Origin of the sequence: Pedomonas sp. (assembly GCF_036515995.1) — a bacterium.
Classification (GTDB): Bacteria; Pseudomonadota; Alphaproteobacteria; order Sphingomonadales; family Sphingomonadaceae; genus Pedomonas.
On record NZ_DATBUP010000063.1, the window covers coordinates 1 to 6,395 of the forward strand.

The 6,395-nt window shown below is 61.6% G+C and carries 5 protein-coding genes; 4 read left to right on the forward strand and 1 reads right to left on the reverse strand.

Annotation, left to right across the window (positions count from 1 at the left end; all coding sequences use genetic code 11):
• Positions 1-947 (reverse strand): helix-turn-helix domain-containing protein (locus VIG90_RS04950; RefSeq protein WP_331592346.1); only part of this gene is annotated, 947 nt, incomplete at its 3' end.
• Between the two features lie 112 nt (positions 948-1,059).
• Between VIG90_RS04950 and VIG90_RS04955 the strand changes: the two genes are divergently transcribed.
• The 4 genes from VIG90_RS04955 to VIG90_RS04970 all read left to right on the forward strand — a co-directional run.
• Positions 1,060-1,941: a TauD/TfdA family dioxygenase gene (locus VIG90_RS04955; RefSeq protein WP_331592347.1), complete on the forward strand. Its 882-nt coding sequence runs from the start codon at positions 1,060-1,062 to the stop codon at positions 1,939-1,941.
• Positions 1,938-2,759, forward strand: coding sequence for a Coq4 family protein (locus VIG90_RS04960; RefSeq protein WP_331592348.1), 822 nt, complete (start codon positions 1,938-1,940; stop codon positions 2,757-2,759). Before VIG90_RS04955 ends, VIG90_RS04960 begins: the two co-directional genes overlap by 4 nt.
• A gap of 12 nt (positions 2,760-2,771) precedes the next feature.
• The gene (locus VIG90_RS04965) at positions 2,772-4,502 is read left to right on the forward strand and encodes an N-acyl-D-amino-acid deacylase family protein (RefSeq protein WP_331592349.1); all 1,731 of its coding nucleotides are present in this window, start codon (positions 2,772-2,774) and stop codon (positions 4,500-4,502) included.
• Between the two features lie 210 nt (positions 4,503-4,712).
• A partial coding sequence (locus tag VIG90_RS04970) for an NAD(P)/FAD-dependent oxidoreductase (protein ID WP_331592350.1) occupies positions 4,713-6,395 on the forward strand: 1,683 nt, incomplete at its 3' end.

A 6,395-nucleotide genomic window follows, 5' to 3' on the forward strand; every position in this document is an offset into this window, starting at 1 on the left:
GCCAAAGCGGCGGCGGGTTCAAGATCCGTTTGCAGCGGGGGCGGGCAGGCGCTCAGCCGCTGCGCCGCATCCAGCATGGAGGCCTCGAACAACCCGGCCTTGTTGCGGAAGTGCCGGTAAAGCGTGCCCCGGCCCACGCGCGCGATACTGCCGATCTCATCAAGGCTGACCCCCTGATAGCCATGGGCGAAGAAATGATCCCGCGCGACGTCCAGCAGCATCAGGATGTGAGAAGGCCTGTCCTGGGGTGGCTTGAGCCTGCCCCAGTTGGCGTCCGCCGCGTCCGGGACCACTGGCACTGCGATCACGGTGGTCGTGCTGCATCCGTCGAGAAACAGGCGCGCAACCCGCTCAGCGATCCTGGTCCGCTCTGCATCATCCGGCGCTGGCCAGCCCATGAGGGAGCGGGCGCCTTCTACTGCGAGCGACCCGAAGTCGGCGGCCAATTCAAGCGGTATGGGGACTGGCTTGCCGGCATCTGCTGCGAACTCTGAGAGCTTCTGCTGGAGGGGCAGGAGCCCGGCCAGGGAGTCGTTCTGGAGCGCAATTGCGATGTCAGGCACCGTGCGCGCAATTGCGATGGACAGCCAGGTGGCGGACAAAAATCCGCCGTTGATCGTCGCGTCCTGTATGATCCGGGCGTACTCGGTCAGGACGACCTCCGGATCGGCAGACTTGCGCGAAAGGCCAGAGGCAGATGTCTGGAAGGACGCACGCAGACTGGCCAGCGCTGCCCGCAACAGTGCCGTTTTGTCCGGAAAATGCCGATAGATGGTCTCCTTGCTGACCCCGGTCAGGCGTGCAAGTCCGTCTATGCTGACGGCATCGAAGCCGTTTTCCATGAACTCGCGACGCGCGGTCTCGACAAGAAGCAGCACCCGAGGAGACGGCATTGTTCCGTCGGGTAGCCAGGGTGCCAGGGTTGGGGTCGCCGCCAAGTCCGTCATGAGAACCGTTCTAGCGCGTCGGGGGGGCAGGCTACATCAAGTTTTTTCTCTCTTGTCTATAACCGAACGGTACAATACCGTTCGGTTATAAGGTGCAGGAGGATCGCGCATCATGTCACTGCCTCTGTCTATAGCTGCTCGCCCTCTCGAGCCCTTCGGGCTGGAAATCGAGCGCGACCTGGCGCGCCCGCTCTCTCCGGAGGACGAGGCAGAGCTTCGCCAGCTGCTGGCCACGCACAAGCTGTTGCTCTTTCGCAGGCAAAGCCTCTCGGAGGCCGATCAGGTTCGGGTCATGGGGGCACTCGGCCGTGTGCTGGGTGCCCGGGGCGAGTACCGCGAGATCTCGTCTGACGGCAATCTGGGCGCGGGACCTCTTGCCTACCATAGTGACCTTGCCTTCACTGACGAGCCGTTCAAAGTGCTCTCCCTCCATGCGCTCGAGGTGAATGACAACGAGAGCTGGACGAGCTTTGCCAATGGCGTGACGGTGCTGGGTAAGCTGGGGCCCCAGCTGCGCGCGGCTGTTCAGCACCATGAGGCGCTGACGGTGATCTCGGTCGTCCAGAGCCACCGGGACGTCGAATTCGACCCCGCCCCGTTTCTGCCGCAGCAGCGCCGGCCCGTCGTGATCCCGCATCCTGCAACGGGCGAGCCGGTGCTGTACATCAGCGAGATGCAGACGGCCCGCATCGAAGGGCTCGATCAGGCCGCGAGCGAACAGCTGCTCCAGCAACTGTTCGCCGCCCTATATGCGCCCGAGAATGTCTATCGCCATTACTGGCGCCGCGGCGACCTGGTCATCTGGGATAATATTGCGCTCCAGCACGCGCGCTGTGATCTGACCGGCATGCATCCGCGTCGCCTCCAGCGGGTGGCGATCGCGGACAAGAGCTTTTTCGAGCTCTGCCCTCAATTTGATCTGAGTGATCCACGCATCGCAGCCTGGGCCTCCGGCCAGAGACTGCAGGTCGAGAAGGAAGGAGAAATACGATGAAGGCTCCCTATCTGCTGCGCGGCGTCCTTCCGGTTGAAACCGAAAGCAGTGTTCTCATCTCGTCATCCAAATATCTGAATGATGCCCGCTTGCGCGACTGGATCGCCATGATCGCCTTGCGGCGCAACGGGCCGGACATGCCGCCGCAGGCGGAAATGCATGAGCTGCCGGCAATCCTCGATTCCTTGCGTGATCACGATCATATCGAGGAGCTGTTTTACCAGGAACGCAAGGTTAATCCCCGGCTGGATGCCTGGTTCGAGGAAGGGCACATCTCCAACTATACCATCGAGGATTTCAAGGATTATCCGCCCGGCAGCGTTGGGCGCATCTTTTATGACCACATGACGGCCGGCAACTACGAAATCCAGATCGTCCCTTGGAGCCAGCCCAAGTCCCAGCTTGATTTTTATAATCTCCGGTCTGGGCAGACCCATGATTTTGAACATATTCTCCTCGGGGGCGGGTTCAACTTCATGGGCGAACTCGTGCCCTACTGGAACCGGCTGACCAGTGTGTTCAAGCATTTCCACAGCCAGGAACTGGCGGGCGAGCTCAGTGTGATCCAATTGCTGGGGTCGCTGCGTTATACCGTCCGGACGCTCTTGCATTACCCGCAGATCTGGCAGACCTGCGTTCAGTCCATGCAGCGCGGCATGCGGGCAGGCGAGCAGAGCGAGCCGTTCATTTTCGCCAAGTTCGAGGCCGTATTCCACCTCCCGCTGCAGGAAGCGCGACGTGTGCTTGGAATACGGGGCGTCGAGGACATCGATACCGACCGCGAGGGCGCGATCTGGGCCGAGAAGCTGAAAGCATAAAGGAGATCCTGGATGATAGCCTCCCATGACCTTGTGATCCGCGGCGGGACGATCGTGGACGGATCGGGCAGCGAGCCGTTCCAGGGTGACATTGCAATCCGCGCGGACCGCATCGTGGCCGTCGGCACGGTCGATGGCCGGGGTCGGGAGGAGATCGATGCTCAAGGTTATATCGTGACCCCGGGGTTTGTCGACATTCATACCCACTATGATGGCCAGGCCATCTGGTCGGATCGGCTGTCGCCCTCCTCGTCCCACGGGGTGACCACGGCGATCCTGGGCAATTGCGGCGTCGGCTTTGCGCCCTGTCGTCCCGAAGACCATGATCTTTTGATCCGCGTGATGGAAGGGGTCGAGGATATTCCGGGCGTCGTCATGGCCGAGGGCCTGCCGTGGAACTGGGAGACGTTTCCGCAGTATCTGGACGCGCTCTCGGCGCAGGCCCGTGACATCGATGTGGGCGTCTACCTGCCCCACAGCCCGCTCAGGGTCTATGTAATGGGTGCACGCGGTGCGCAGCGGGAAGCGGCAACGCCCGATGACCTGCAAAAAATGCGAAAGTTGACGCATGAGGCGATTGAGGCCGGGGCCCTCGGTGTTGCCTCATCCAGGCTGTTCATGCATCGAACCAAGGCAGGCGAGCAGATCCCGAGCTACGACGCATCAATAGATGAGCTGAAGGAGATCGCCGGTGGCATGACGGATGCAGGCCGCGGACTTCTGCAACTTGTTCTGGATGTGCCGTTTGCCAGCTGGACCGATGAGATGACGTCTCTCATCAGCCTGGTGGAAAGCTGCCAGCGCCCGGCAACGTTTACGCTGGGGACATCCAACAGCGGTCCTCGCACGTGGGAGGACGCACTGGCGATGGTACGTGCCGCCAACGAAGGCGGCGCCTCCATTACCGCACAGGTGCTGCCGCGGCCGGTTGGCCTGATTGCGGGTTTCGAGTTGTCGACCAATCCATTTTGTCTGTGCCCCAGTTATAAGGAAATTGAGAACCTGCCGTTCGAGGAGCGTCTGGCAAGGCTGCGCGATCCGGCTGTGCGTGCGCGCCTGCTTGCGGAAAAACCGCAGGACGGCAACCCGCTGGCTGTAATCTCCCGCAACTGGGAATGGATGTTCCCCCTGTCGGATCCGCCAAACTACGAGCCGCCCCTTGGCAGCAGCGTTGCCGCCCAAGCGCGCGAGCGGGGGATCTCGCCTGAGGAGGCGGCCTATGATTACCTGCTTGAAAATGCCGGCACGGCCATGCTCTACAATACGCTTGGAAACTATTACGAGGGGCGGCTCGACACGGTCCATGACTTGCTGAAGCATCCGGACGTTGTCGTTGGCCTCGGCGATGGTGGCGCGCATTACGGCGCGATCTGCGATGCGAGCTATCCAACGTTCATGCTGACCTACTGGGTGCGTGACAGGGACGGACAGAGGATCAGCCTGCCCGACGCGGTGCGTGCACTCTCCAGTGCCCCGGCGGCAGCTGTCCGGCTGAATGACCGCGGGAGACTTGCTGCCGGCTACAAGGCAGACGTCAACATCATCGATCTGGAGCGTCTCCAACTCCATGCGCCGGAAGTGCGCCATGATCTACCCGGTGGTGGACGGCGCCTCGATCAGCGGGCCACGGGTTATGTCGCAACCATCGTCTCGGGCTCGGTCATCCAGCGCAATGGACAGGAGACCGGAGCGCTGCCGGGCCGGGTCATCCGCGGCAGTCAGGCATCCCCTGGCTCTCTCTGATATTCCCTGATGCCTGGATCCGGGGCCGGGCGTCGCGTGGCTGCTGGCGGGGCCCGGCGCTGGAGGGCGCGGCGCGCTCGGCCCTTCGAGCGCTTAAAAAGGTGCCAGCAAGATGTACAGCAGAGAGGGGGGGCTCTGATCTTCAGGTATTGACGGCGCCACGATAATGGTGAGTAAGTGCTTACATTAATGTCTGCATCGGAGAGTCGCATGCCTGATACCGCAGCTCAGAGGAAAATGCCGGAAAACCGGTCCGCCGGGGACAACCGGGTGCTGCCGATGGCAGATACGGCGGAGCTGCGCGAGGCCCTGTCTGAGGCGAACTTACAAACGCTCCTCATGGTCTATGTCCACCTGACCCATGACGAGGCGACGCTCGATGCATTCAAGGCTCACATCAAGCACCCCTTTGCCGTGCCGGGAACAGTTATTCCTGACGTGCTTGCCGACGGCCTTCGGGAAAAGCTGCTGCATGTCCTGACGACGCCGGGCGCGGCCCGTCAGGATGCACCCTCCCAAGCCCTGATGCAGAAGATGATGAGCACGGGTGTCGGCGAAGACGTGGCCGATGAATTCCTGCCGCTGCTCTATGACCAGATCGGCTTCAAAAAGCCGACGCCCCGCAAGGACATGCCGGGGCGCCTGGCGCCACCGGCTGACTTTAAGGTGCTGATCATCGGTGCCGGTCTGACGGGACTGGCGGCGTCTGTCAAACTGTCCGAAGCCGGCTACAACCATCTAATTCTCGAGAAGAATTCGGAGGTGGGCGGCACCTGGTATGAGAACATCTATCCAGGTGTCGGCGTTGATACACCGAGTCACTTCTATTCCTATTCCTTTGAAATCAACCCCGACTGGAGCAACTACTACCCCCGCGGCGCGGATATGCAGAAGTACTTCCTGCACGTGGCCGACAAGTACGAGCTGCGCCGGAATATCCGCTTCAATACCCGCGTCGTGCGGCTCGCATATGATGATGTCGCCGCCATGTGGGATGTGACGGTCTGCAACCAGGACGGCAGCGAAGAAGTGCTGCGCGCCAATGCCGTCATCAATGCGCAAGGGCCGCTCAATCGCTGGAAACTGCCGGACTTGCCCGGAATCGATGCATTTTCCGGCCCCAAGATGCACACGGCAACCTGGGATACAGCTGTTGCGATCAAGGGCAAGCGGGTTGCCGTCATTGGCACCGGCGCAAGTTCAGCCCAGCTGGTGCCCGCCATTGCGGACAAGGTCGAACAACTGGTCGTGTTCCAGCGCTCCAAGCACTGGGTGATGAACAATCCGGAGATCCTGTCCGAGGTTTCCGAGGGCATGAAGTTTGCACTTCGTCATCTGCCCCATTTTCGCGAATGGTTCCGTTTTCGCGTCTACTGGACCGCGGCGGACGGGCTGTTCCCGAACGTGCTGATGGACCCGGACTGGCCTGCGGATTCTCCCTCGGTTTCCGCTGTCAACGAGGCGATGCGTCAGTACGCCATGTCCTACCTTGAGGCCAAGTTCGCAGACCGTCCGGATCTGCTCGAGAAGCTGACGCCCGATTATCCCATTTTCGGTCGGCGTATCGTGCTGGATGGCGGGTGGTGCGATGCGCTGAAGCGGGAAAATGTCACGCTGGAGACCGCCCGTATCGAGCGCATCACAGAAAATGGCATCCGCATGGAAGATGGCCGTGAGTACCCCGTTGATGTCCTGGTTTTCGCAACAGGGTTCGAGATGGCCGACCAGCTCGGCCCGCTCACGGTCCTGGGCCGCGACGGCCGCAACCTCAGGGACGAATGGGGCTCGGACGATCCGCGGTCCTATCTCGGGGTGACATTGCCCGGCTACCCCAATTACTTCCTGACCGTCGGGCCCAACAGTGCGCCGAACCATGCTGCGGGCCAGAACCTC

Coding starts and splice junctions, on each gene's coding strand:
- VIG90_RS04955 (WP_331592347.1), top strand. CDS start 1,060: ATGTCACTGCCTCTGTCTATAGCTGCTCGCCCTCTCGAGCCCTTCGGG.
- VIG90_RS04960 (WP_331592348.1), top strand. CDS start 1,938: ATGAAGGCTCCCTATCTGCTGCGCGGCGTCCTTCCGGTTGAAACCGAA.
- VIG90_RS04965 (WP_331592349.1), top strand. CDS start 2,772: ATGATAGCCTCCCATGACCTTGTGATCCGCGGCGGGACGATCGTGGAC.